Annotated in this window: 25 protein-coding genes; 8 read left to right on the plus strand and 17 right to left on the minus strand. The window is 34.0% G+C overall.

Going from position 1 to position 23,496, the window contains the following annotated elements; genetic code table 11:
* Positions 1-6 precede the first annotated feature (6 nt).
* Positions 7-162: a hypothetical protein gene (locus CDZ89_RS19980; RefSeq protein WP_096154956.1), complete on the minus strand. Its 156-nt coding sequence runs from the start codon at positions 160-162 to the stop codon at positions 7-9.
* Between the two features lie 161 nt (positions 163-323).
* Between CDZ89_RS19980 and CDZ89_RS13435 the strand changes: the two genes are divergently transcribed.
* On the plus strand, positions 324-668 hold the full coding sequence (locus tag CDZ89_RS13435) for a DUF3905 domain-containing protein (protein WP_096154957.1): 345 nt from the start codon (positions 324-326) through the stop codon (positions 666-668).
* Between the two features lie 69 nt (positions 669-737).
* On the opposite strand, the gene CDZ89_RS13440 is transcribed toward CDZ89_RS13435, so the two are convergent.
* Entirely contained in the window at positions 738-2,093 is a 1,356-nt protein-coding gene (locus tag CDZ89_RS13440) for a TrkH family potassium uptake protein (RefSeq protein ID WP_406564929.1), read from the minus strand.
* Between the two features lie 225 nt (positions 2,094-2,318).
* On the opposite strand from CDZ89_RS13440, the gene CDZ89_RS13445 reads away from it, so the two are divergent.
* Positions 2,319-2,510 (plus strand): alpha/beta-type small acid-soluble spore protein, encoded by a 192-nt coding sequence (locus CDZ89_RS13445; protein WP_096154959.1) that lies wholly within the window; start codon positions 2,319-2,321, stop codon positions 2,508-2,510.
* Between the two features lie 69 nt (positions 2,511-2,579).
* On the opposite strand, the gene CDZ89_RS13450 is transcribed toward CDZ89_RS13445, so the two are convergent.
* The 4 genes from CDZ89_RS13450 to CDZ89_RS13465 all read right to left on the minus strand — a co-directional run bounded on the left by CDZ89_RS13450 (position 2,580) and on the right by CDZ89_RS13465 (position 7,011).
* The gene (locus CDZ89_RS13450) at positions 2,580-3,659 is read right to left on the minus strand and encodes an anti-sigma factor domain-containing protein (protein WP_096154960.1); all 1,080 of its coding nucleotides are present in this window, start codon (positions 3,657-3,659) and stop codon (positions 2,580-2,582) included.
* Entirely contained in the window at positions 3,625-4,401 is a 777-nt protein-coding gene (gene sigI, locus CDZ89_RS13455) for an RNA polymerase sigma factor SigI (RefSeq protein WP_096154961.1), read from the minus strand. Before sigI ends, CDZ89_RS13450 begins: the two co-directional genes overlap by 35 nt.
* Positions 4,402-4,598: 197 nt before the next feature.
* Complete coding sequence (locus tag CDZ89_RS13460) at positions 4,599-5,756, minus strand: DUF5667 domain-containing protein (protein ID WP_096154962.1); 1,158 nt, start codon at positions 5,754-5,756, stop codon at positions 4,599-4,601.
* 175 nt (positions 5,757-5,931) lie between these two features.
* Positions 5,932-7,011 (minus strand): SDR family oxidoreductase, encoded by a 1,080-nt coding sequence (locus tag CDZ89_RS13465; protein WP_100333811.1) that lies wholly within the window; start codon positions 7,009-7,011, stop codon positions 5,932-5,934.
* Positions 7,012-7,155: 144 nt separating this feature from the next.
* On the opposite strand from CDZ89_RS13465, the gene ku reads away from it, so the two are divergent.
* The 3 genes from ku to CDZ89_RS13480 all read left to right on the plus strand — a co-directional run bounded on the left by ku (position 7,156) and on the right by CDZ89_RS13480 (position 10,236).
* A complete protein-coding gene (ku, locus tag CDZ89_RS13470) occupies positions 7,156-8,037 on the plus strand; it encodes a non-homologous end joining protein Ku (RefSeq protein WP_096154964.1) in 882 nt (293 codons plus the stop codon).
* Positions 8,038-8,109: 72 nt separating this feature from the next.
* Positions 8,110-9,912: a DNA ligase D gene (locus tag CDZ89_RS13475; protein ID WP_176483746.1), complete on the plus strand. Its 1,803-nt coding sequence runs from the start codon at positions 8,110-8,112 to the stop codon at positions 9,910-9,912.
* A gap of 54 nt (positions 9,913-9,966) precedes the next feature.
* Positions 9,967-10,236, plus strand: a complete 270-nt coding sequence (locus CDZ89_RS13480) for a hypothetical protein (RefSeq protein WP_096154965.1) — start codon at positions 9,967-9,969, stop codon at positions 10,234-10,236.
* 240 nt (positions 10,237-10,476) lie between these two features.
* On the opposite strand, the gene CDZ89_RS13485 is transcribed toward CDZ89_RS13480, so the two are convergent.
* From CDZ89_RS13485 to CDZ89_RS13495, 3 genes are all read right to left on the minus strand, one after another.
* Positions 10,477-11,475 carry a YeiH family protein gene (locus CDZ89_RS13485; RefSeq protein ID WP_100333812.1) on the minus strand — a complete coding sequence of 333 codons (999 nt, stop codon included), beginning with the start codon at positions 11,473-11,475 and terminating at the stop codon, positions 10,477-10,479.
* Positions 11,476-11,670: 195 nt separating this feature from the next.
* Positions 11,671-12,564, minus strand: coding sequence for an ABC transporter permease (locus CDZ89_RS13490; protein ID WP_100333813.1), 894 nt, complete (start codon positions 12,562-12,564; stop codon positions 11,671-11,673).
* A gap of 12 nt (positions 12,565-12,576) precedes the next feature.
* The gene (locus CDZ89_RS13495; protein ID WP_100333814.1) at positions 12,577-13,494 is read right to left on the minus strand and encodes an ABC transporter permease subunit; all 918 of its coding nucleotides are present in this window, start codon (positions 13,492-13,494) and stop codon (positions 12,577-12,579) included.
* Positions 13,495-13,908: 414 nt separating this feature from the next.
* On the opposite strand from CDZ89_RS13495, the gene CDZ89_RS13500 reads away from it, so the two are divergent.
* Positions 13,909-15,039 (plus strand): mechanosensitive ion channel family protein, encoded by a 1,131-nt coding sequence (locus CDZ89_RS13500; protein WP_096154969.1) that lies wholly within the window; start codon positions 13,909-13,911, stop codon positions 15,037-15,039.
* 790 nt (positions 15,040-15,829) lie between these two features.
* Here CDZ89_RS13500 and CDZ89_RS13505 read toward each other — a convergent pair.
* The 5 genes from CDZ89_RS13505 to CDZ89_RS13525 form a co-directional block, all read right to left on the minus strand.
* Positions 15,830-16,024 (minus strand): stress protein, encoded by a 195-nt coding sequence (locus CDZ89_RS13505; protein WP_096154970.1) that lies wholly within the window; start codon positions 16,022-16,024, stop codon positions 15,830-15,832.
* Positions 16,025-16,313: 289 nt separating this feature from the next.
* Complete coding sequence (gene kynB, locus CDZ89_RS13510) at positions 16,314-16,949, minus strand: arylformamidase (protein WP_100333815.1); 636 nt, start codon at positions 16,947-16,949, stop codon at positions 16,314-16,316.
* An 18-nt stretch (positions 16,950-16,967) separates the two neighbouring features.
* Positions 16,968-18,239 (minus strand): kynureninase, encoded by a 1,272-nt coding sequence (gene kynU, locus CDZ89_RS13515; RefSeq protein ID WP_096154972.1) that lies wholly within the window; start codon positions 18,237-18,239, stop codon positions 16,968-16,970.
* A 151-nt stretch (positions 18,240-18,390) separates the two neighbouring features.
* Positions 18,391-18,549, minus strand: coding sequence for a DUF2639 domain-containing protein (locus tag CDZ89_RS13520; RefSeq protein ID WP_096154973.1), 159 nt, complete (start codon positions 18,547-18,549; stop codon positions 18,391-18,393).
* Positions 18,550-18,671: 122 nt separating this feature from the next.
* The gene (locus tag CDZ89_RS13525; protein ID WP_096154974.1) at positions 18,672-18,911 is read right to left on the minus strand and encodes a hypothetical protein; all 240 of its coding nucleotides are present in this window, start codon (positions 18,909-18,911) and stop codon (positions 18,672-18,674) included.
* A gap of 196 nt (positions 18,912-19,107) precedes the next feature.
* On the opposite strand from CDZ89_RS13525, the gene CDZ89_RS13530 reads away from it, so the two are divergent.
* Together CDZ89_RS13530 and CDZ89_RS13535 are read left to right on the plus strand one after the other, a co-directional pair.
* Positions 19,108-19,320 carry a hypothetical protein gene (locus CDZ89_RS13530; protein WP_096154975.1) on the plus strand — a complete coding sequence of 71 codons (213 nt, stop codon included), beginning with the start codon at positions 19,108-19,110 and terminating at the stop codon, positions 19,318-19,320.
* Between the two features lie 19 nt (positions 19,321-19,339).
* Positions 19,340-19,816 carry a spore coat protein gene (locus tag CDZ89_RS13535; protein ID WP_096154976.1) on the plus strand — a complete coding sequence of 159 codons (477 nt, stop codon included), beginning with the start codon at positions 19,340-19,342 and terminating at the stop codon, positions 19,814-19,816.
* 468 nt (positions 19,817-20,284) lie between these two features.
* Here CDZ89_RS13535 and CDZ89_RS13540 read toward each other — a convergent pair whose 3' ends face one another.
* The 3 genes from CDZ89_RS13540 to CDZ89_RS13550 all read right to left on the minus strand — a co-directional run bounded on the left by CDZ89_RS13540 (position 20,285) and on the right by CDZ89_RS13550 (position 23,431).
* The gene (locus CDZ89_RS13540; protein WP_100333816.1) at positions 20,285-20,863 is read right to left on the minus strand and encodes a hypothetical protein; all 579 of its coding nucleotides are present in this window, start codon (positions 20,861-20,863) and stop codon (positions 20,285-20,287) included.
* A 158-nt stretch (positions 20,864-21,021) separates the two neighbouring features.
* On the minus strand, positions 21,022-21,927 hold the full coding sequence (locus CDZ89_RS13545) for a 3D domain-containing protein (protein WP_100333817.1): 906 nt from the start codon (positions 21,925-21,927) through the stop codon (positions 21,022-21,024).
* A gap of 277 nt (positions 21,928-22,204) precedes the next feature.
* Entirely contained in the window at positions 22,205-23,431 is a 1,227-nt protein-coding gene (locus CDZ89_RS13550) for an MFS transporter (protein WP_096154979.1), read from the minus strand.
* Positions 23,432-23,496 lie beyond the last annotated feature (65 nt).

Below are 23,496 nucleotides of genomic sequence, written 5' to 3' on the forward strand. Positions count from 1 at the left end.
GGTTCCCTACTTCCCTTGTCTACCTTTTTTGGAATTTCTGTTCGCACCTTTTATTTTGTCTTCTCCCTCGTATTCCACTGAGAATTCTGTGTCAGGTAAGCTTTCTTTTGGTGTTTTATTGTTGTTATTAGCAGCATCAAACGCAACTTTTCGCTTCGCCATCTTGGGTCACCTCATGATGTAAATTTTATTGCAACAATAGTTTTTGCAATTGAGGTTTTTTTATCCTTAAAACTATAGAAGTTCAATTTACAATACATAGTTATCGTCTAGTTACAAACGATATTAGTAAGCAAATATGAAACAGCTTAGGAGGTAAGGAAATGACAAAAGATAAAGATATAGAAACCCCTTTTATTGATGAAACGATGCCACATCAAATTAGTGCTCCTTCTTTTAAAGGTACGGATATGAAAATGCAACAACCATTTGTAAATGAACACGGTATTGTAATTGGAGACAGCAAATACAATTCACCTGATTCCCCGTTAAACAATTGGTCTGATGATATTGATCCTGCAATAATGGCTGGTGATGAATGGATTCACCCTACAAATGATATAGGATGGAACTCTTCAGAGAATAGAGAACTTATTGAGAAGCAGAAAAAGCCTGAGGGAGTGCCCTTTATGCATCCTGATAAGGACGTGGGTTATGGAAGGGATTAAGGATAACAAAAAGAACTATCAAGAAGTCTAACGACTTTTTGATAGTTCTTTTTTGTTTTCACTAAATAATTAACCTATAATAATTCGTTCAACAGGATAATGGTATTTCGGAGGTTTTCTTTTACTTTCCATCATAAATAAGAAAGTTAAAAGACCTACTCGTCCTATAAACATTAAACAAATAATTAATGATTTTCCTAAAGTAGATAATTCAGGCGTAATGCCCATCGATAAGCCTGTTGTACCGAAAGCAGAACTTACTTCGAACATTATTTCAATGAGTTCGAATTTACCGTTTTCAGTAAACGTCAAAAAGGTAACAGAACTGAACCATAAAATGATGGCAAGAAATAGGACAACTAACGATTTAATTATATCTTCCTCGTGAATTTCTCGTCTGAACACCTTAATATTTTTATTCCCTCTTGCAAAGTGGTATAAGAATAAGCAGTTAAGTGCGAATGTCGTTGTACGTATTCCACCACCAACTGAGCTTGGTGATGCACCGATAAACATTAAGGCACACATTACTAATAAAGTAGGCATCGTAAACTCACTTACATCCATTGTTGATAAACCACCACTTCTCGTTGTGACAGATTGAAACAATGCATAAAAGAAAGCTTCGTGCCAGGCCATTCCTTTGAAAAAGTTATTAAATTCTAATAATAAAGTCATTACGGTCCCAAAAAGCACAAGTATACCAAAAATAACGGTCGTAATTTTGGTGAACAAAGAAAAACGAAAACGCCCTTTTTTATTCATCACAAATTCTTTAATTTCGATTAACACTGGAAAGCCGATTGCTCCAGTTGTAATGAGTAACATCGTAATGAACTGTACGAAGTAATCGCCAGCGAAAGGTACGAGTGATTCACCAGTAATATCGAATCCACCGTTTGTAGTAGCACTAACTGATGCGAAAAAACCATGTAAATATGCCTCTTGCCACGTACCGAAGTAATTTAAATAATAAGTACCAAGGATTACTGCTCCAATAAACTCAATTGTTAATATAAGAACTAGAATTTGCTTTATAAGCTTTACAATCCCAGAAAGATTTGATTGGTTTTGATCAACCATCATAAGCTTTCTTTCTCTTAGACCAATTTTCCTACCAAGAATTAACCATATAAAAGTACCTAGAGCCATTACACCTACTCCACCAAATTGAAGGAGAAATGCTAGTATAAATACGCCAGGAATTGTGAATGTTTCTGCTGTATTAACAACTGTTAGTCCCGTAACACTAACGGCACTCACTGCTGTAAATAGGGCATTAATAAATGTCCAATCGACTCCAGGATTTCTAGCAATAGGTAAGCTAAGCAAAATAACGGCTATTAATACTGCGATTAAATAAAAACTAACAATAAGTTGAGCCGGCGATAATCTGTGTATTTTTTGCCGAAAATTTAAGTTAATCTTTTTCATATGTATCCTTTCTTTTGTTACTTCAGTTAATATCTATTCTAGTTGAAGCCTGTACATTTTAAAAGTGGTTTCACTATTAATACGCTTCCCAATACAAAAAAGTTTCTTATTTTCACAAAAAGTTCCACACATGAAAGAGAAAGTTACTCTAATACTAAATATACACTTTTCAGATTCATATCCTGAAAAGTAAAATTATACAAAGGAGTGATACAAATGGCAAGAAATAGTAACAAACTTCTTGTACCTGGTATTGAGCAAGCTTTAGATCAAATCAAATATGAAATCGCACAAGAATTCGGTGTTACGCTTGGTTCTGATACAGTAGCACGTGCTAACGGATCTGTTGGTGGCGAAATTACAAAACGTCTTGTGAAACAAGCTCAATCTCAATTAAAGGGTCACTAAAACTTTTATATACATGGCAAAAACCCAGAGTTACGACACTCTGGGTTGTTTTTTTACAAAATCTATACATTAATTGTTCTTTTTATTGCCGTTATTGCCTTTATTTCCGTTGTTACCATTACCTCTATTGCCTTTATTTCCGTTGTTCTTGTTACCTTGGTTTTGTTTATTTCCGTTGTTGCCCTTGTTTAAATGTTTGTTATTTTTCACATTATTTTTTTGGGAATGTCTTTCTATTTTGCGTTCATTGTTTTGCTGTTGGCGTAATTGTTTTTGCTGTTGACCATGATTATTCAACTTTTCTTGTTTTCTTTCTTGTTGCGCTTCTCTTTTTTCTTCTTTTGACTCACGTTTTTCTTCTTTTCTACTATCGTTTTTATTCTCTACTTTTTCTTCTTTGCTATCTACATCTTCCGAAGAAGTCCCTTTTACTTCGTCTTCGTTTTCATCTTCTACAATATCGTCTTCTACAGCAATCGCTTTTTGTTCTTGTTGAACTAAAGCTCCTGCTGAGATTCCCTTTTGACGTGCATTTTCTCTTTTTTTCATGTTTGTTTCAAGAACAGTTACTGTTACTTCTTCTTGTTGAATTTCTTTTGTAATCTCTATCATTTCAATTTCCATTTTAGATTTGAATGCTAGATTATCGAGGTCCGTTAATACGGAAGCAATCAAGACTGTTTTTCCCTCTAACATGTAACCTTGTTCTTTTACTATTATTAGAAGTTTACTGGAGACCGCTTGTAAGTCTTCGTGTTTCCAGTTTTTCAGCTCCGTGACTATTTTTTCACCATCAGCATTTAATCCTTCTAACGAAATAACTTTTAAGTCTTTATTTACTGCAATCTCAACGCTAGGATTCACGTCAAATGAAACATAGGCATGTACTTGATTAGTAAACATTCTTGGATAAATGGATAATACTAATATAATTGCAGTTAGTACACTAACAGCTGTAGCTATGTTTAATTTAGAAAGTGAAAACCCAAACTTTTTATTAGTAGCAACGTCCTGAATGGGAAAAAAAGCCACTTCTTCACCGATGTCGTATTTCATATCTTGTTGTTTGTTTGACTTCAAAAATTCTCCATCAGGGGTCATCATTGTGATGTAGTCACGATGAATTTCTAACACAATCCCTTTTCTCATTCGTAATCGCCCCTTTTAAATATTCTTTTAAATATATATAATCCCCCGCTAAAATGATGGATATCGCTATAATGTATTTTCTATTTCTCTCTAACGTTTTGCGACTTACATCCACTAGACCCTCTAAATGTTTCATTGGCAATGTTTTTTTATCAAACAGATGTTTTTTTAACTCTTCTTTTTCTACTAAGATATTGGCAACATTAATCGCACTTTCTCTGGCGTCCACATGCTTTGGTGAACATTCTAATAGGTCATTAAATGATAGTCCAAAATCTTTGAGTACTGTTTGATAATAGAAAATTTCTTCTCTACGTTGTTGTTGATCTAATTGCTTTTCGTATTCCACTACAGATAAAGAAGCTTCGATAAGATTAGGTATTGCTTCTTCATTGTTCGTATCCTGATCCGATAAAGAAACGGTTAAGTTTTTACTTTCTTTTCTAATAAAATCAATTACTCTTCGTTTAATAATTAAGTCAGCAAACGACAGCAATGAACTCCCTTTGTCAGTAGAGTATTTTTCTATTGCTTCGTTAAAGGCTATTAAACCGATACTAAATTCGTCATCAGATTCACTAATATACCTTTTACACACGGTTGAAACCGATTTTGCGATAAATGGTTTATATTTATTTATAAGTTCATTGTGAAGCTCTGTATTCCCATTATGGATTTCTAATACTTCATCTTCTAAAGATAATTTCTTTTTTCTGCCGAATTTAAACAATAGGCTCAGCATTGTGGCTTCACCTCTCTCCCTATCTATATATTTCGTACCACTTTGTATATTATGGGGGTACTCCGTATAATTTTCAGGAGACTTTTTACCTATATAAGCATTTTTTTTGCTTAGAAAAAGTCACCTTCCCTATAAAGGTGACTTTTTCCGGTGTAAATGTCAATGTAAAAACATGCTAAACGTTGATTTAGATAGGATTAGTTATTTTTACCTTTACCTTCCGCTTTTGCATTTCCATTACTTTGTTTTGTGGCATTTTGACGTTTTTTTTGCACTTTTTCTTTTACTTGTGCTTTCTTTTCTTGTTGTTTCGCTTTTACGCTATCTTTTTTAGCTTGTAGATTTTGTTTTACTTCTTTTTTCTTTTCTTGCTCATAGTTTTTCTTTTCTTTTGTTACTTTATTTTTCTTTTCTTTTGTTACTTTATTTTTCTCTTCTTTTTCTTCTTCTTTTACCTCTTCTACTTCATCTTCTGTTGAAACGTCTTCTTCTTCATTCACTTCATCCGTTGCATTTTCTTCTACAACTTCTTGTGTACCCTCTTCAACTACTTCGGTTTCTTCGATTGGTTCAACTGTTTCCTCCACAACTTCCTCATTATTTAATAATTCTGCTAATAATTGAGCTAGTTGTTCCTCGTGTTCAGGATATTTATTAACTAATCTATCATACGCTCTTTCAATATTTCTAGTTAACGCAGCTTTTGCAACAGGATTAGAAACTTTATTTAGAGCCTTACTTAAAGAATACATATTTTGCGTAAGTTTTACTTCTAGTTCGAACTTTTCGTCCTCTTCTACAAGTTCATTTTCCTCTTCTAATACTTCTTCTTCCGCAGTATCAGTCTCTTCAACGAACTCTTCTTCTACAACGTCGGACTCTTCGTTCGTTTCTTCGTTTTCTTCTACATCAGTATCTTCTTCGATTACGTCTTGGAACTTTTCAATAGCCTCTAATGCGCGTTGTAATGTTTCTTCTGCTTTTTGATCTTTCCCTGCTGTGAATAGAACTTCAGCTTCTAATAATCTTTCTTGAGCAATTTCAAGTAACTTTTCTGCTTTTTCCATATCGCCATTCGCTAAAGTTAATTGTAGTTTTTCAAAGAATGTTTTTACAAAGTAAAAGAAATTTCCTGGAAGTAATGATGGCTGTTCTACTTCTTCTGCGTTTTCATCTGCTGATACTACTGTATCTAATGTTATACGCTCTAATTCTTTTTGATTTTGTTCAACTTGAATAGTTGTTACCTCTTTTTTCTCTCCCTCTACACCTTGTCCGTATGTAACGGTTGCTGCCAATGGAGAAGCAGTGACTAATAATGCTACTAATGAACAACTTACTACTGTTTTTTTCAACTTTGTTTCCCCCTTTTTTTAGTTCACCATAATGTTACGAGAATGTTTCAATATTTTACGGGGTGGAAACAAATAAATTTATAATTGTAACAATTTACCTAAAAAAACAAGGAAGAAACAACTATCTTATGGAAAATAAAAGAAGTATGAGCTAGTCAGCTCATACCACCTATACTTAATTTATGACAATATGTTTTGATTTGTCATGTTCATTTTCTATATAATAATCTACCATAGTTGTAACGGTAGTTTTAAATGTCCTGCATTTAATGTTTGTATCACTTAAAGCTTTTTGAGTTTCTGAACAATCGAAACTGGTTTTACATGTAAAATAGTCTAATGATTCTTTTTCAACTCTTAGCCACTTTCTTAATAATGGAATAGATAGACAAGCTTTCGCCATACTTAATGGCAACGTCCCTTTTGGCCGTTTCTTTAGTGTTTGGTATAACAGAAGCTCGTAAGCCTCTTTAATTAAAATTGGTTGTGGATGAGTTAGATGAAACGTTTTATTTAGTCCACTTTCTGCATGTGCTAAGTGTGCTGTTGCCTTTATAACGTAATCAACAGGTACAACATTTAGTTCTGCATCACCTTTCCCTAAATATGGAATGAAAGGTAAATATCTTAAAGAATGGAAGCAATTTAGAATCATATATGGGCCATCAAATTTAGCTGTCTTTCCAGTTTCACTGTGACCAATTACTATTCCCGGACGAATAATTGTTTGTGGAATTTCACTCATAGAATCTTTAACAGCTACTTCAGCTAAATATTTTGTTTTTTCATAATGATTTTTAAATGTTTGTTCTTTATTTAACTCATGTTCGTAAATTATTCCTTCGCGTTCACCTGCAACATACGCAGTACTAAAGTATACAAACCTTTCTAGTGAGGGTAATGTTTTTAACCATTCTAAGATGTTTTTAGTACCATTAACATTTACAGAATAGGCTATTTTTTCTTTTACTGCTAAATCGTAAATGGCAGCTAAATGAAAAACGAATTGAATGTCTTTTTTGTTTTTCAAATCTCCCCATTGCTGATATGAGTTTGTGATATCCCCTACCACTACGCTGTAGTTAATATTAGGATAGAATTTTTTATATTTTTCAAGATCATGTAAGGCTTTATCTTTCATGGAAGGTAAAACTAAGAAAATCATTTCTCCAATGTCAGTTCTGGTGGATAATAATTCTTTTACTAATTCATTACATAAAAAACCAGGAAATCCAGTAAATAAATATGTTTTCATCTCTTTTCTCCTTCCATCATTATACTAATTTTTCTTATAAATTTTTGTACAAACTATTAATAAGTAATTAGGCGTAACAGAAACAATATCCTTCTAAAAATCTTTATTAAATGAAATTAAACTTCAAACGAAATGGTGATAAACATGCATACGATGTGGAAAGGTTCTATCAGTTTTGGTTTAGTAAATATACCTATAAAGATGTTCTCAGCCACTGAAGATAAAGATGTGAAACTGCGTACTCTACACAAGGAATGCCATACCCCGATAAAGTACGAAAAAGTTTGCCCTAACTGTGAAAAAGAAGTGGAAAATGAAGACCTTGTTAAAGGATATGAATATGTAAAAGGAAAATTCGTCATTTTAGAAGATGAAGAGTTAGAACAGTTAAAAAAAGAACATGAAGATAAAAATGTAAAGATCATTGACTTCGTTAAACTAGATGACATTGACCCTATTTATTTTAATCGGTCATACTTCTTAGGTCCTGGGGAAAATGGTAGTAAAGCATACTCCTTATTAAGAGAAGCATTACAAACTTCAGGTAAAATCGGGGTTGCTGAAATTACTATCCGCTCTAAACAACAATTAGCAGTTGTACGTGTTTACAAAGATTGTTTAATCATGGAAACCATCCATTATCCTGATGAAGTTAGAAATGTGAAAGATGTTCCAAGCGTCCCAGAAAAAACCGATGTTAATGAGCAAGAGTTAAAGACAGCCATTATGCTTATCGATCAATTAACAACAGAATTTGAACCAGACAAATATGAAGATGATTATCGTGAAGCAATTTTAACGTTGATTGAATCTAAAATAACGAACGAACAAGGGACAACCACTCCAAAAGAGGGGGAAAAGAATAACGTAGTCGACTTAATGAGTGCACTTCAAGCTAGTATAGAACGGACAAAGAAAGAGGAACCAAAAAAAGTTGCTAAACCATCTAAAGAAACAGAGCCACTTAAAACAGTTGGAAAAACAGAGCCAAAAAAGCGTACCACTCGAAAAAAAGCGACAAGTTAACAGACTGTCGCTTTTTTCTATTGTTTTTTGTAAATGATAATAAATACAAACTTTTAAAGGGGGGAGTTTAACATGATTAAACCGATGTTGCCAACTCTATTTAAAGACCCACCAGAGGGCGATGAATGGGTATATGAAGTAAAATACGACGGCTTTCGTTGTATTGTAATTATTGGAGATAAGATAACACTACAAAGTCGAGCCGGAAATGAGTTGAATCAACAATTTCCCGATATAGTAGACGAACTACTCTCTTTTAGAGAAAAATACAAAAACAAATTACCGATAAAATTGGATGCTGAACTATCTATTCTTTCTTCAGAAGTAAAGGCAGATTTTTCTTCTATACAAAAAAGAGGAAGAACAAAAACAAAAGAAACAATCACAAAGCTATTAACGAAGTTACCAGCTAGTTTGTGTGTATTTGATTTACTTGAATATGATCATGTTGATTACAAAAACAAGCCTTATATGGAACGAAAAACTACTTTACATAAGCTACTATCCGATTTTAGTTCAGCAAAAATGATTTATGTACCTTCTTACGAAAACTTAACAGAAATTTGGAACTTAGTAAAAAGTGCAGATGGTGAAGGTATTATCGCGAAGAAAAAAAACAGTAAGTGGGAGGATGGAAAACGGACGACGAATTGGATTAAAACAAAGAATTTTAAATCAGCTAGTTGTTTTATTACCCGTTACGAAAAAAGTAATGGCTATTTTCATTTAGGAGTATTTTCAAACAACAGTATAGTACCAGTTGGACTTTTCTCTCATGGGTTAGATTCTGAGGAACGTACCGCCCTACTTCATGTTATAAAAGAAAATAAGACTAGGGAGGATACACACTTTATTGAAGTACCACCTAACATTTGTGTAGACATATTTTATTTGGAATTATACGACAGACAACTACGACACCCTGAATTTCATCAGTTCCGTTTTGACCTTGCGCCTGAAGATTGCACCCTAGAAAAACTAACAAAAAAAAATAGTGAGATTCCAGCAACTGTTACTATAACAAATCCGGATAAACCATTATGGGATAACCCGAGAATTTCGAAAGCAGATTATTTACAATACTTAGTTACTGTTGCACCATACATGTTACCGTTTTTAAAAGACAGATTATTAACAGTTATTCGCTATCCGCACGGTATGTCTGGAGAAAGTTTTTATCAGAAAAACTGCCCAGATTATGCTCCTACTTTTGTTCATACAGCTAGGCAGAATGATACCGATTTTATCCTTTGTAATAATATTGATACTCTATGTTGGTTAGGAAATCAGCTGGCAATTGAATTTCACATTCCGTTTCAATCTATTCATTACGATCATCCGAGTGAGATAGTATTTGACTTAGATCCTCCTTCCATCGAATATTTTTCATTAGCTATTCAAGCTGCATTAATGATGAAAGAAATATTCGATCAACTAAAGCTTCAATCTTTCTTAAAAACTTCAGGACGAAAAGGGCTTCAAGTGTATATTCCTTTACCAGATGGAACATTCACTTATGAAATGACTCGTAAATTCACGCAATTTATTGCTGAATACTTAATTTCTAAAGAACCAAGCTTATTTACTGTGGAGAGGTTAAAGAAAAATAGAGGAAACAGATTATATATAGACTATTTACAGCACTGGGAAGGAAAAACCATCATCGCACCTTACTCACCACGTGGAACTGACTTTGCAGGAGTTGCCACTCCACTCTACTGGAATGAGGTAAACGATTCCTTACAACCTGACCAATTTACTTTATATAACATACATGAGAGGTTAGTAAGCAAAGGAGGTCCTTTTTCTGATTTTTTTCTAAAAAAAGAAAAACAGCCATTTGAACCAGTATTACAATTTCTAAATAAAGTATAACTGTATCCAAAATAGGAAAAGATGGACAATAGATAAATTGAAGGAGATGAGTAGATGGAAGCCTTCACTATTGTTCATCCTGTAATAGAAACTGAAAACGAACTAATCATCGAATTCATCGATCCTCATGAGCCAATCGAAAGTAGAAAATTACGCCTAACGTTGGATAGAAATTCGAAGGAAGTACAAAAACTTATTATTTACAGACCAACCGTAAACCTTTGGCAAGAAATAACTTCCATGTTATCGCCATTTTATTTAGCCGCCTTAAAAAATGATCTACTTGCAAAATTACCAGTTACGTCAGAAGAAAAACTAGGATGAAAATACAACAGCCGCACCTAAACAGATGGTGTGGCTGTTTCTTTTTTATATGGCTGTGTTAAAGTTTGTTGTTGAATTATTGTCAATCTAGCGGTTGATTTCCGCGTATATCGAAGACTCCTGCGGGAAAAGCGGGAAACGGGAGACCCCGCAGGAGCGCTAACGACGAGGAGGCTCCCGGCCCGCCCGCGGAAAGCGAAGATATGCGCGGAAATCAACAGCGGTGTTTAACAGAGCCTTTTATATAAATACTAATACATACCATAAGCTCACCGAAGCCACAAAAACACTTGCTATTAGCCCTACAAGGATTGGTTTTACCCCTAAACTTTTGAATTTACTCCAATTTACTTGTAAGCCTACTGCTGCCATAACCATAACAATAATGAATTTTGCAATCATCCCTAATGTAATAGAGACATGTTCAGGGATAATTTCGAAAGAATATAAAAAGCTCATTACCAGGAATCCAACGATAAATATAGGAAAAGCTTGCTTAAAAGAAAACTTTTGCGCTGTAGTTTTCCTAGTAAAAATGATGGAGAGAATTAGTACAAGGGGCAGAATAAAAAGAGTACGCACTAATTTCACCGTAGTTGCGACCTCCCCCACTTCATCTCCAATTAAATATCCAACTGCCACAACGGAAGAAGTATCATGTATGGATGTACCAATCCAAATACCAAATTCAACAGCTGAAAGTTGCAACCATTGACCAATTAATGGATATGTTATAGTAGCGATAATATTAAATAAGAAAATGGTTGTAATAGCATAAGCAATAATTGCTTCTTTCGCTTGGACAACACTTTTCACAACCGAAATTGCTGTTGCACCACAAATACTAGTTCCAACTCCAATTAATAAACTTAACGTGTTGTTTATTCGAAAGATTTTTCCAATTAAAATAGCTATTACAGTACCACCAACGACTACTAGTAAGATTGGAATAATAGATTGTGTACCAGCTTGAATCATACTAGAAATACTTAAAGTCGCTCCTAGTAAGATGATTGCTACTTTTAATAAGATTTTAACAACAAATAATATTCCTGTTTCAAAAGAACTTGGTAGTCTAACAGTATTTCGAACAATTATACCTATTAACAATGCTATAATAACTCCACCTACTGCAGGAAAAGCAATTCCTATAAAGTATGCGACTATCGCAATTAAAAAACTTAGGCCAATTCCAGGGATAGCTGGATTCACTTGATAAAAACGATTAATAAAATTCATCTTATTCTCCTTGAGAAGCTTTTAGTGACTAGTGATTAAACGTACTTTTCTATTTTAATGGAATTTTGGAAATAGGCAACAAAAACTTATAGTATAAAAAAAGTACCCAATTATCAAAGTTGACAATGGATACCTTCCTACTAAAAATTCATTCTCTCCTAACCACTAATCACTAACAACTTACCACTCCTATCACTATGCTTGCAATCGATGGAAATGTTTTCTCAAACCTTCTCCTAAAACGTTAAACGTAAGGACTGTAAATGCAATGGCCAAAGCTGGGAAAAATGGAATCCAAAATATTTTTCTAATTATATCTCCACGGGCTTGACCTAGTAGCGTAGCCCAATTTCCACTAGTGTTTACTATTTCTCCTGCTCCCCAAGTCAACTGTAAAAATTCTTGAGAGAGGAAAATGCTGAAAATACCTAGTTGTCCAATTAACAATGTAGTTCTTCCTAAGTCTAAGAAAAATTGAACAGCCATCTCTGGCAAAGCATTCGGAATATAGTAGCTTGTAAAAAGGGTAATCGGTGAAATCCCAACCGTGATACCTGCTTCTACGTATGGAGTTTTACTAATGGAGTGGAAATGATGTTGAAGTACCGTCCCCACTCTTCCTACTTCTATAAGAGCAATTATTAGTACAGCCCATAACGTTCTCTGATCATTAAAGACTAAGATAGGCATGTTAAGTAAAATAATAGCAGAAAAAATAACAGGCAATGCAGCAAAAATATTGTTCCAACCTTGAAGTATAATATTAGCTGGCCCCCTTCGATTTGCAGCCAATAATGCTAATACTGTAGCAATTAAATAACGAACCACCGTAATCGTAAAGATTAATACTAGTGTTTCTTTTGCTCCCATAACAACTACACTTAGCATATCTCTTCCGTCACGGTCTGATCCGAATGGTCTCTCAAGTGATGGCTTATGTGGAGCCGTATCAAATCCTTCCTCTGTAATGACAACACGGTTTGCTGTTAGTTCTTTATCAATCATCGGTAAATACGGTCCAATAAATGTAACAATTAATAATAAGATGAAAAGGAAAGATCCTATCCATAATGGCCAGTTTCTATTCAACGAAATCTCCCCCTATCTTGGTTCTGCTTTTTTAATAACAATCTGTGAAATAATTTGTGAGCATAAAACAATTGCCATGAAACATAATCCGATTCCAATAATTAATCCAGATTCATCAATGTAATTTAACCCACCAGATAGAGACGTTTTCACATCAAATGCATAGAACAACCTATATGCAGCTCCACGATAGTCTAGTAAAAATTCAACAATTAATAAGTTCGATAATAAATACATCATCATTGACGGTAAATTAGAGAAAATCGGAATGATACTGTTTCGAAACATATGATTTAGTAACACTCTACTTTTTGATAGCCCTTTTGACCTTGCTACTTGTATATATGCTTTACCTTCTTCGTTTGCTAGAGAAGTAGATGTAATCCTAGCGACAAACATCATTGGATAAAGAGAAACTAATATAGCAGGCAATACGAAACTATAATCATGTTCGTGACCTAATACTCTTATAATAGGTAAATAAAATATAATGATATATTGCAAGAATAGTATTAAGAAAAAGTCCGGTATCGACTGTATAACCCATGTAAAGCCCTTCCCAAAAGGTTTAAACCTCCTACCTTTGTCATAAAAATCGTATATACCTTTTAAAATTCCAAAAAGTAATGTTAAGGTAAATCCAGCCACGATGACTTTTAAACTTCTAGAAAAATGCAGGACTATTTCTTCTTCTGCATTTTTGTTATACCTTGTTGTACCTAACGTCTTATCTTCTGTAACGCTCTTAATAAACATAGAAATATTATGTTTATATGCTTGCACCGAAAACTCATATGTATAATCCACTGTCATGGCTCTACCTTGAACAGCAATGTCTGGAGTACGTGGAATAAGTACTGCTAAGACTAGTAGTAATGCAACTAAACAAAAAAACAAGAAAGATTTACTAATACTCCATAATAAGTTCATACACTGAAAAACCCCCACTTCTTCATAAACTTAAGACTAAAACGGACTCATTTATTTCTAAACTCGAAAGATATAGATGGTAAAATTCTACCACTTGTTAAATTAGATTTGCAACAATTTTGTTAATGTTCTGAAATATTTTGTAACAATAATTCGTTGAAATATTTGGACATGCCATGTAATATAATAAGCTATAAATGAGTAAGTTTCATAATGTATAACTACAAAACGAAAAACGAATAAACACACAGTATTAGATATTAATTTCACATTAGAAAACGAAAATATTTAATAGATTATAGAAAAGTATTCGTTTATCATTAAACGAAACGTAGTTATGAAACTAATTCAAATATATTAACGAAATCCTTTTATTGCGTCTTCTCGCATAAAAAGGGGAGGTATTGAAAAAACATGTTGGATTTTATTATTAATAGTTACACAAACACTCCTACATATGCATTTTGGACAGACTATGAATTTCTAAAGCAGTTAGGTATAGCCATTGGGGTATTATTATTATTTTTACTTTGGAGAAATATCTTCACAAAGTACGTTTTTAAGCTCATTCTAGCAATTTCCAAACGTACTCCTACCGATTTATTTACTTATATCGTATTATCATTTGAGAAGCCTCTTAGAATGTTTTTCGTTGTGATAGGTATTTATTTTGCTTTAGACTTAGCACCTTTCACATTAATAGGTGAAGAAACGGTGAAATCAATTTTCAGGTCTTTTGTCATCTTCTTTATAGGATGGGGATTATTCAATTTTGTTCCGTACTCATTAAGGCTATTTTCTACATTAAGTAATCGCCTTGATTTGGAAGTTGATCAAATTATCCTGCCTTTTTTTACAAAAGTGTTGCGCTTTATCGTAGTAGCATTGGCGATTAGTATCGTATTAGAAGAGTGGGAATATAATGTAAGTGGACTCGTGGCTGGTCTCGGTCTTGGAGGGCTTGCATTTGCACTTGCTGCTCAAGAGTCACTCAAAAACTTACTTGGTGGGTTTATTATAATTACAGAAAGACCATTTTCTATTGGCGAGTGGGTAAAAACTCCAAGTGTTGAAGGTGTTGTTGAGGATATTTCCTTTAGAAGCACGAAAATAAGAACATTTGCTCAAGCAGTCGTAACTGTTCCAAACTCTACTCTTGCAAATGAACCTATTATCAACTGGTCTAAAATGGGTAAACGTCAAATTACATTCCAACTTGGTGTTCAATATGATACGAAAAAAAGATCATTAGAACGTGTAGTAAGACGAATTGAATCGATGTTACATGAACACGAAGAAATTCACAACGAAACTATAATGGTAAGATTCGATAATTTTGGAGATAGCAGTTTAAATATTTTCTTATATTTCTTTACGAATACGATTATGTGGGCGGAGTTTTTAAGGGTAAAAGAAGATATTAACTTTAAAATTATGGAGATTTTAGAAGAAGAAGGCGTGAGTGTTGCCTTCCCTACTCGAACACTTCATATTGAATCAATGCCTGAAGATGAAAGAAAGAGACTACTCTCGTCCTCTAACTAATTTTTTTAAAAAAGCAATGTTAAAGCTTAGTGTTGCTAATTTAATACTAATACCTGTTGATTTGCGTGCAAGGCTGAGACTCCTGCGGGAGAAGCGGGGAGCGGGAGACCCCACAGGCGCATGCGCCGAGGAGTAGGTTTTTTCACGACAGTGAAAATAACCCTCCTTTTTACCGCCCGCGGAAAGCGAAGCCTTGCACGCAAATCAACAACGAACTTTAACACAGCCTTTTAAAAAAGCCTGGGACAAACTCCAGTGAATAATATGGATGAGGCCTGTAAGAACATTTTTTGTTCTTGCGGGCCTCTACTTTTTGATACAACTAAGGTATTATACGGTACGAAAGAAAGTCCTTGAAGCACTCTCTACAAAAGAACTTCATCAGCCTTATGAAGTACAACTATAACCAATTTTTAAGGCCAGATGAACTTCATCAGCCTTATGAAGTTCAAACACAACCAATTTTTAAGGCCAGATGAACTTCATCTGCCTTATGAAGTTCAACTACAACCAATTTTTAAGGCCGGTTGAACTTCATCTGCCTTATGAAGTTCAACCACAACCAATTTTTTATGACAGATGAACTTCATCGGCCTTATGAAGTTCAACTACAACCAATTTTTAAGGCCAGATGAACTTCATCAGCCTTATGAAGTTCAAATCCAACCAATTCTTTATGCCAGATGAACTTCATCAGCCTTATCAAGTTCAACCACAACAAATTTTTAATGCCAGTTGAACTTTATTGGCCTTTTTGTCCCAGACTCTTATATTATTATTTTTTTAATAATCAACTTGACTGTTTTCGTAATTCTCCTTTTTTTAAGCTCGGTGTGTCTCTATAAAAGTACGTGTATTCTTCTTTTAACTCCGCTGTTGTCATTCTATTTAAAATCAAATTATCATAAACGCCTATTGATAAAAGTTGCTTTGTATAATAGGCACGCTGCTCTTCTAATGCTTTTCTTAATTTATTTTGAAACATTCCCATCACCCTACCCTACTAAAGAATTTCATATTATTATAATAAAAAAATATTATTGAGAGCATTTAAAGGAATTGTAATTTTTTTATGAATCTATATGGCTGAAATCCTTTATTTGAATAATTACCCAATATAAAGAAGATAGAAAGTAATGACGAAAGGTAAACGAGGTTTCTAAGCTAAATGCGTGTTTCCAAAGTTCTTTCAAATATTTTAAAATAGAGTATTCTCGAATACTACGTAATCATTTTGTGAATTCAGAGGATCTATACATAGAAAAAAGGATGTCTTAGTCGACATCCTTTTCCTTCTTCAATATTGCTCTTACTGGACTTCCATCTGCCCCGTTCAATTTTAACGGAAGTGCAATTAGTTCGTATTCTCCCTCATCAATACTGCTTAAGTCTAATCCTTCTAATATCATAATGTTACACTCGTGTAATTTGTTATGAACCGGTAACTCTTTACTATCTAATTCGTCTACACTTGGCAAATCTAGACCGATAAGTGGTACATGTAATTGATGTAAATACTCTATTACTTCTAATTTTAACGTTGGTATGCTAGTTGGAAAAGTATCATCTTCTAACCAAGCATTTGTTTTAAATAGTATACGTTTATTCGAATGAGTAGCCAACTTTTCTTTCACGTCAACTAATTTAATTTTTTGTATATTTTGTACATCTATTACGTATGCAGGACCAACAAACGATACTAGATTCATGTCAGAAACCTTTTGGCCATTTGAGTCAAAATGAAATGGTGAATCAACATGAGTGCCCGTATGAACACTCATTGTGACACTCCCGATATTTACAGAGCCGGTTTCTTCTTTTGTCCAATTTACATTGAATTGGAATGGTGTATCTCCTGGCCATGTTGGTGTTTTTGCATGAAGTGATCTTGATATATCTAGAATTTTCATCTACTCACCTTCTCTTCTTTAAGCGACTACTCCGCGCTCGTTAGAATATTTTTCATATACTTTGTCTTCCATAATTATTTTTAGTTTAGAAATTGCATTTCCTAAATCTTCATAAGAGGTATACCAGGCAACTGGAGCTAGTCGGATTATATTTGGTTTGCGAAAATCAGGAACAATTCCGAATTCCTTTAATGCTTTACATATTCGAGCGGCATCTTCATGCTCAAGGCTCACATGACCTCCTCTTTCTAAAGTATCTGTAGGATTGCCAATTGTAAATTCGTAATCTTGTAATTCTTTTTCAATTAAGTCCATTAGGATCTTTGTTTGATGCAATGACTTTTCACGAACCTTGTCTATACCAACTTCTTCATACATTTGTAAGGATCCTAGTAATGGAGCCATACTTAATATTGGTGGTGTTCCGATTTGGTAGGCTCCTGCATGGTTGGCTTGTGTAAAAGTATGTTCCATATCGAATTGTTTGTTTTTATCAGAGCCGAACCATCCTGTTAGACCAGGTGTTTTTCCAAAATGATTCTCATGTACAAATAAAGCACCAATACTTCCTGGCCCTCCATTTAAGTACTTATAATTACACCAATAGGCAAAATCTACTTTCCACTCATGGAATTTATGCGGTATTGCACCAACAGAATGGCAACCATCCCATCCGATAACAATACCTCGCTTATGTGCTTCCGCTGTGATTTTTTCCATATTGAAAAGTTGACCACTTCTGTATAATACGGTTGGTAAAATGATCAAAGCAATATCGTCAGTCATCCCAGCTATAATATCTTCTTCTCTAATAAATCTTCCATCTTTACTTTTCACTTGTACTAAATGCTCTGCTGGGTCATAACCTTTTAAATTTAAAATACTTTGAATGGCATAGATATCAGAAGGAAAATTCAATTCATCGGCTAATATCTTTGTTTTTTTGCCATTTGGTTTGTAAAAAGTTGCTAACAATTGGTGTAGGTTACTTGTAGTAGATCCGGTTATTATTACTTCTTCTTTTTTTGCTCCAACTAAGTTTGAACTAAGCTCACCTAAATTTTCAGCAAAGTAAAACCACGGATTCTCACCTGTCGTCCATCCTTCAATGCCTAGTGTTTTCCATGATTCAATTAATTTTAATAGTGAATTCTCCGCTCTTTTAGACATTAGCCCTAAAGAATTGCCATCTAAATAGATTGTTCCTTCATTTATATAAAATTCATTACGATATGTAGAAAATACATCTTTCTTATCTAACTCTTTTAAATTATTTACTGTTACATTCATCTGAAATCCCCTCCCTCCCTATTATCTCACTTTTCAGTCAATACGAAAAGTACAAGGTGCCAGGCACCTGAAACATTCCTGTAATAAAAGAGAAGCACGCCGTTATGTTGGCGCGCTTCTTCTTATGATTTATAAACTAAGATAAATATTATTACTGTTGTACTGACTTTTCCTCTACTAACTTCCAATACAATTGACGAAGTGTAGAAGCTCTATACTTCTCTAATTTTCTTTTATCTACTGGATGATAGGTAATTCCTTGTTGCTTTAATTGTTGCACAAACCAACCCTTCGAACCGTAATAAGCCATTTTTCATTCTCTCCTTTTCTAAAACTATTAACATCTCTATCAATATATTTAGAATTAAAGAAGAATATGACTAGTAGAAATAAAAAATAGAGTGAAGGTATTACCCTCACTCCAAATATAACTTAGTTTTGTGAAATTGAATTTGTACTATTAAATTCCTTTAACACTTCATACATCTTTACTTCTGCCAACTTGTTAATATTATTTCTAATTTCTAAGGTAGGATTGCCATCAATTCGAATACTATAATCTACTACTTCCTTCGTATCTTTCAGAAACATAAACTCAATTGTTACCTTATGCCCTACTAATACCGTTTGAAACGTACATACTTTGTTCCCCATGTATTCAGTCATTTTCATAGATGAAACCTCCCTTTAAAAGATTTCTTCTACTAACCTTTCGACATATTTATAACTTTTCCTTGTTTTTACCTATTTTTCTATTTTTTTTAATAAAACTATAAAAATAGTTATTTTATTCAGTAGATTTGTCCATACCATTAAGGCGAAACGACATATGATACTAACATAACTAGTAAATGGAGGTGACGATCAAATGTTCAAAAAAGATTTACAAAATGAGTTAAATAAAATCTCTGAGTCTAGCACAAAAATGATGGTAGACAACATCTTAAGAAAACACAACGTTTCCTTAGACAAGTCGAAAATCACTGCGGCTCAAAAGAAAGAACTTAAAAAGTTAGTAAATGATGTTCAACAAGCTTTTTCGAAGATTCAACGTCATTATAATGACGCCGACAAAAAATAATAATTAGGAGGAATTTAGAATGAATGACACATGGTTATTTGGTAACAGATGTGACCGTCGATGTGGAAGTCAAGGTAATAGATGGAGTGCTTTAGACCCTAAGTCTTATCACCCATTATCAAACGAAGATGTTAAACAAGAGGCAGATCAAATTAATAAGGTGATACAAGAGTCTTACGAGCAAATTATTATTAAAGATTCTGCTGACGTTGAGGTTGTAACAACTGATACGAAAGCAGCAGTTTCTTTACAAGCCGCAATCCAAGCAGCTATCGTATTAGTATTAAGTATCTCTATCGCTGATAGCTCGCGCGCAGAAAGAATCGCTCAAGAATTAGTTCAGTCTTCCAAAACAGTTCAAGTAAACCGCCAACAAACGTATATCGAAAACTCTCGTGGTGTAAGAGTGACCACTACTGACACTGACTTAGTAGTAAACATCCAACTGTTAATTCAAATTTTAGTTGCTTTAATTGCTAGACTAGACATTTTGTAATACTAGAAGATACTGAAGCCTACCAGTATTCTAGATAGTAGAAGTCACCTCCTTTTACTACACTGACCCATGAGTACACCTCTTTTCAAATATACTAGTTATAAAAACGGAAATGAGCCGCTGCATTTCCGTTTTTTCATTTGCTCTGTTAAAGACCGCGGTTGATTTGCCCGCAAGTCTTCGCTTTCCGCGGGCGTGTCTAGGTCAAGCAACTAGCTCCTCGATGATAAGCCATGGCCATCCTGAGGGCAAAAACCGCCCTCAAGCTGCCCCTGTCTTATCCTTCTCGGAGCTGTGCGAGCCGCTTTAACTTTTCGTAGTGGCTGGAGCCTCCTCGGCTTCGCCTGCGGGGTCTCCTGTTCCCCGCTACTTTCGCAAGAGTCTCCGACTTACGCGCAAATCAACCGCTAGATAAGGATCAAAAACAACAATAACCATTAACTCAGTCTTTCAAAAAAATAGATGTTACTAATAGTTTTGGAAAACGTAGTTATTCACCCTTCTAATTTCTCTAGTATTCCCAAAAGAATGAGTCACTCCCCATAAAGTAGAGTCCCTCTCCTCTTCTGTAACTTCATTCAAATGCAAATCTAAATCATGAAAAATTCGGTGTAAATATCTGAGTGCAGTTTTATCACCATCTCTTTCTGTAATAACGATTAACACTCTTGCATTTTCCATGTCATTCAGCACACTTGAAGGTAAAAATGCTTCTTTTTTCAACCAGATTACCGCACTTTTTAATTCCATCCAATTATCAGATGTAATTAAATTTCTTAAATTAACAGCTTCTACTCCACCCCAACCAGTAACATTGTTTAAAAATTGATGTTGATTACTTATTATTTGTAACGCATTTTCTTCATGTTCTGAAACAAAAACAATAGGCTCTTCATACAAATGGTGTTCGATATCATCATTTGAAGCTAATATTGTGGTTGAAAATATACGGCCCTCTTCTATATAATCCAAAAAATGAATAGCCAAAATACCGATTAAACTAATAAACAACATGTTGATAGAAATTATTTTTAGTACTTTTAGCAATAGTACTACCCCCTTTATAAAAAAGGTTATATATACTATATTTCGTCATTTTCTATAATATGTTGAGGAACAAAAAATGAAATATTATTTCTAATTTTTTTAGTCTAATAGAAGGTTAACTAAAAAACCACCTTCATGATTGAAGATGGTTTTTTAGGTTATTTATATACTTTTACCTTAACTTCTTTTACTCCCCAGTTAATGGCACCTTCTAAATTTGGAATAAAAATATCAATCTTGTTGCCAATGATAGCACCACCAGTGTCTCCAGCAATTGCTTCTCCATATCCTTCTACATATACTTTAGAGCCAAGAGGAATAACAGACGGATCGACCGAAACTACTTTCATGTCTGGGTTTTCTAGTAAGTTGATTCCTGTTGAAGTAATACCAGAACAACCTTCACAAGTTGCTGTATAAGCCGTTGCAGTCATCGTTAATTCTTGTGCTACTTCTTTATCAGGTGCCGTGGCAGTATCTGAACTACTTTGTTCTGAATTTTTCTCCTCAGAATTACTTTCTTCCGCCTTTTTTTCTTCCACTACTTCTTCTTTTTCACTTGAGGGCTGTTCCTTTTTTGTTTGATCAGAAGTTGATTGTTCTTCTTTCTCTTCTGTTTTTATTTTTTCTACTACTTCTTTCTTCTCTTCCTTCTTTTCTGTTTCTACAGTTGAAGTAGAGTTGTTATTTGGAACACCTTTTAAATAAACTGTTAACACATCTCCTGCATAAATTAAATCTGCATTTTCAATGTTGTTCCATTGTTGCAGCGTCTTCCAAGATATACCTTTAAAATCCAAGGCAATTTCTGACAAAGTGTCGCCTTTTTGAATGTGATATTGCTCCGTTAATGCAACTTTTACTCTTTCATCTGGTCGTATAAGATTACTAGATAAGTTGTTCCATTCTTTTAAGTCATTTACAGATATATTATGTTTTTGGGAAATATCCCATAGAGTATCTCCTTTTTTGACTGTTACTTCCTCTGAAGATGCACTTGCGCCAATAGCAAATGTTCCACTAAGAGCGGCTGCTGTTACGAATGATAAGATAGATTTTTTCATAATTACCTCCGTTTTTTCATTATGTATTAGCCTCGAGTGGTTTATATCATAACACGAATCGATAGCTGTTAAAGGTCAGTCGGATAACAATTTCATTACAGAAGTAACAGTAGTTTTATAGTCTTGTAACGATTTTTCCTTAATATGAGAGAAAAAAGAAGAACCTCCCATAATAGGAGGTTACATGTTAATTAATCTATTATTTTGAAGTGCATATGAATAAGTTGCAAGCTTCATTCCTTTATCAAAACTTGAAAAAATTATATCTAGACAAAAATTATGCACTTTTAGTAGATAACGATAAACTATTTTGCTTATTCCAACGGTAAGAAATGAGAAAAATTACAAGTGTTACTGAAATTAGTGTACCGTGAAATATCCACACCATTTGTGGCATTGTTAGCTCTTTCAAAACAATAGGTGCTACAATAAAACCAGATGCAAACCCAAGTGATTTTAATAACATTCCTACAGCAAACACTCGACCTCTTATATGATTATCTGCCTTTTGTAAAATACTTGTATGAAGTGTTGTAAAACTAGCATCAAACACACCTGTGATGAAAGCAAATATGAACACAATTGCTATAATTGTCGTTGATAGAAAGGAGATAAATCCTACTGACATAAGTATGGCTGAGATAAAGCAAACAAAGAATATCCTATCGTCACGTACGATCGTCAACTTAGGGAGAGTGTAAGTTGCAAGTACAGAACCAATTCCCCAAACTCCCCATATCATCCCATAATAAAAAGTTTGTCTTTCCTCATTCAAAGATTCAGCAAGTAATGGAATCCCTAAATTATGAGAACTTCCAGCAAAAGCACCAATTAAAAAAACGATATTTACCATAAATAACATCGGTGCAACTTTTAAATATTTATATACTTCTTTCATATCAACGAATACCGAGTGTATTTTCTCCACAACACCTTTTGCAGCATTTACAGTATTTGTAGTCGTTTGTGTATCCCATTTCATCATCATTAATACAACACCTGAAATCGCATATGTGGCCGCATCAATAGCGAGTGTTAACTTGTATCCAAGTAATTCTGATATTACACCAGCTCCGATAAAGCCAAGTACTAAACTAATAGAAGTTAACCTAGAAATTAAGGAGTTTGTTTCAATTATTTTATTTTGACCAAAAATTTGAGGAATTTCGGAACTAAAGCTCACCATAAAGAAACTACTTATTAACCCTATGGAAAATGAAGCTATTAATATCATGATTGGATCATGAAAAGGTATTAATAGTAGGATTATTCCAGCTCTTAAAAAGTCTGTGACTATCATAACTTTTCTTCGATTGTATCGATCGGCTACAATCCCTGACATTAAGCTCCCAACTACTCCACCTATCGTTCTTGCTGCCATTGTTGCTGCAAGCCAAACGGGACTTCCTGTTGCAACTAATACGAGTACATTTAAAACAAGTAAGTCCATAAATGAACCGAAGTCAGACAGGGCTTTTGAGTATAAAAAAACTTTCTTATTCATTTTTTGTTCTCCCTTACGTTTTCATCTGCTGAACTAATTGTAATCAGAATCAAACTATTTCGCAA

The sequence above is a fragment of the Bacillus alkalisoli genome, from assembly GCF_002797415.1.
Classification (GTDB): Bacteria; Bacillota; Bacilli; order Bacillales; family Bacillaceae_I; genus Bacillus_CD; species Bacillus_CD alkalisoli.

Bases quoted from the DNA above. Each gene is read 5' to 3' on its own strand.
- CDZ89_RS19980 (WP_096154956.1), bottom strand. From the start codon at position 162: ATGGCGAAGCGAAAAGTTGCGTTTGATGCTGCTAATAACAACAATAAA.
- CDZ89_RS13435 (WP_096154957.1), top strand. From the start codon at position 324: ATGACAAAAGATAAAGATATAGAAACCCCTTTTATTGATGAAACGATG.
- CDZ89_RS13445 (WP_096154959.1), top strand. From the start codon at position 2,319: ATGGCAAGAAATAGTAACAAACTTCTTGTACCTGGTATTGAGCAAGCT.
- CDZ89_RS13450 (WP_096154960.1), bottom strand. From the start codon at position 3,659: ATGAGAAAAGGGATTGTGTTAGAAATTCATCGTGACTACATCACAATG.
- sigI (WP_096154961.1), bottom strand. From the start codon at position 4,401: ATGCTGAGCCTATTGTTTAAATTCGGCAGAAAAAAGAAATTATCTTTA.
- CDZ89_RS13465 (WP_100333811.1), bottom strand. From the start codon at position 7,011: ATGAAAACATATTTATTTACTGGATTTCCTGGTTTTTTATGTAATGAA.
- ku (WP_096154964.1), top strand. From the start codon at position 7,156: ATGCATACGATGTGGAAAGGTTCTATCAGTTTTGGTTTAGTAAATATA.
- CDZ89_RS13475 (WP_176483746.1), top strand. From the start codon at position 8,110: ATGATTAAACCGATGTTGCCAACTCTATTTAAAGACCCACCAGAGGGC.
- CDZ89_RS13480 (WP_096154965.1), top strand. From the start codon at position 9,967: ATGGAAGCCTTCACTATTGTTCATCCTGTAATAGAAACTGAAAACGAA.
- CDZ89_RS13485 (WP_100333812.1), bottom strand. From the start codon at position 11,475: ATGAATTTTATTAATCGTTTTTATCAAGTGAATCCAGCTATCCCTGGA.
- CDZ89_RS13495 (WP_100333814.1), bottom strand. From the start codon at position 13,494: ATGAACTTATTATGGAGTATTAGTAAATCTTTCTTGTTTTTTTGTTTA.
- CDZ89_RS13500 (WP_096154969.1), top strand. From the start codon at position 13,909: ATGTTGGATTTTATTATTAATAGTTACACAAACACTCCTACATATGCA.
- CDZ89_RS13505 (WP_096154970.1), bottom strand. From the start codon at position 16,024: ATGTTTCAAAATAAATTAAGAAAAGCATTAGAAGAGCAGCGTGCCTAT.
- kynB (WP_100333815.1), bottom strand. From the start codon at position 16,949: ATGAAAATTCTAGATATATCAAGATCACTTCATGCAAAAACACCAACA.
- kynU (WP_096154972.1), bottom strand. From the start codon at position 18,239: ATGAATGTAACAGTAAATAATTTAAAAGAGTTAGATAAGAAAGATGTA.
- CDZ89_RS13520 (WP_096154973.1), bottom strand. From the start codon at position 18,549: ATGGCTTATTACGGTTCGAAGGGTTGGTTTGTGCAACAATTAAAGCAA.
- CDZ89_RS13525 (WP_096154974.1), bottom strand. From the start codon at position 18,911: ATGAAAATGACTGAATACATGGGGAACAAAGTATGTACGTTTCAAACG.
- CDZ89_RS13530 (WP_096154975.1), top strand. From the start codon at position 19,108: ATGTTCAAAAAAGATTTACAAAATGAGTTAAATAAAATCTCTGAGTCT.
- CDZ89_RS13535 (WP_096154976.1), top strand. From the start codon at position 19,340: ATGAATGACACATGGTTATTTGGTAACAGATGTGACCGTCGATGTGGA.
- CDZ89_RS13545 (WP_100333817.1), bottom strand. From the start codon at position 21,927: ATGAAAAAATCTATCTTATCATTCGTAACAGCAGCCGCTCTTAGTGGA.
- CDZ89_RS13550 (WP_096154979.1), bottom strand. From the start codon at position 23,431: ATGAATAAGAAAGTTTTTTTATACTCAAAAGCCCTGTCTGACTTCGGT.